The sequence below is a fragment of the Flavobacterium fluviatile genome (assembly GCF_010645065.1).
GTDB lineage: Bacteria > Bacteroidota > Bacteroidia > Flavobacteriales > Flavobacteriaceae > Flavobacterium > Flavobacterium fluviatile.
Genome location: NZ_JAADZW010000106.1, coordinates 1 through 571, shown reverse-complemented (window position 1 = coordinate 571; position 571 = coordinate 1). Strand labels below are relative to the sequence as shown.

1 protein-coding gene and 1 pseudogene are annotated in these 571 nt (G+C 39.6%); both read right to left on the bottom strand.

Features of this window, described 5'->3' with window-relative positions; translation table 11 throughout:
• Positions 1-335 (bottom strand): annotated as a pseudogene (locus GXM17_RS21470) (hypothetical protein); the annotation flags it as partial.
• 2 nt (positions 336-337) lie between these two features.
• On the bottom strand, positions 338-571 hold a 234-nt coding region (locus tag GXM17_RS21465), incomplete at its 5' end, for a hypothetical protein (RefSeq protein ID WP_163401551.1).

Genomic DNA, 571 nt, shown 5'->3' with positions numbered 1-571 from the left:
GCTAACGTGTCAGTATGATCTGCTAAAACAGAATCTGTTTTCTCGTAGCTGATTTCCATTGATTCAGCGACTGTAACGGCTGTTGGATCAGTTGTAAAAACATCTAATGCATACATTACTGCAGTATCACCACGCTGTACAGCTGTAGCGGCACCAAAGCCTCTATTTTTTACTACGTTGGGTTTTGCACCCGCTTGTGGCAGATATACAATTGCACCGCCTTTTACATATTTTGACTCATCAAAACATAGTGCGATATGTGGATTTGTTCGTCTTAATTTCTCGACGATGTAAGAGCTCCAAAACTCTTGTGGGATTTTAGGACTTTGTGCCATAATTAATCTTGGTTAGGATATTTTTCTTTTTTTAATTTCTCGTACAAGTCAGGGAATTTGGTTCTAACCGTTTCCAACTGATTTGATGCGTATAGACTGTCCCAGCCTTTACCTTCGAAGTCAGCTAAATCTTTAGCGTTATCGCCTAAATTGTCTGTAACCAATGTTTGCGCCGGCATTGCATCGATAAGGTCTTTCAACCCTTTAGGATCAGTTTTAAAGCTTTCTCCTAATTT